Raw genomic sequence first — 359 nt, 5'->3', positions numbered from 1 at the left:
TAGATGGGTCCGAAGGCGCCTGTAACGGAGAAGGATTTGTTCCGGCATCCACTGCGCGAACAGATCAATCTCAAGCATCCACTGGTACGGCTGGCCGAGCTGATCAATTGGGAGCGGCTCAGTGCATCGATGAGCGCGAGTTTCGTTTCGGGTAAGGCGCGCACGCCATACGAGTTTGGCGTCAAGGTGTCGATCACGACGACACACCGGGAAGGGCTGGTGGTGGGTGCCGGCTCGATGCCGGGCAATCCGTACGATGGACATACGCTGGAAGAAGCGCTGGAGCAGGCAGCGATTCTCAGCGATGTCAAACCTGAAATCGCGATCGTCGACCGTGGTTACCGGGGCGCTGAGCCAGA

The 359-nt window shown here is 59.3% G+C and carries 1 pseudogene; it reads left to right on the top strand.

From position 1 onward, the window contains the following. Positions 1-150: 150 nt before the first annotated feature. Positions 151-359, top strand: a pseudogene (locus AB3X94_RS41990) (transposase); the annotation flags it as partial.

Origin of the sequence: Paraburkholderia sp. BR10923 (assembly GCF_040948765.1) — a bacterium.
GTDB lineage: Bacteria > Pseudomonadota > Gammaproteobacteria > Burkholderiales > Burkholderiaceae > Paraburkholderia > Paraburkholderia youngii.
This window is presented reverse-complemented; position numbering and strand designations above follow the sequence as displayed.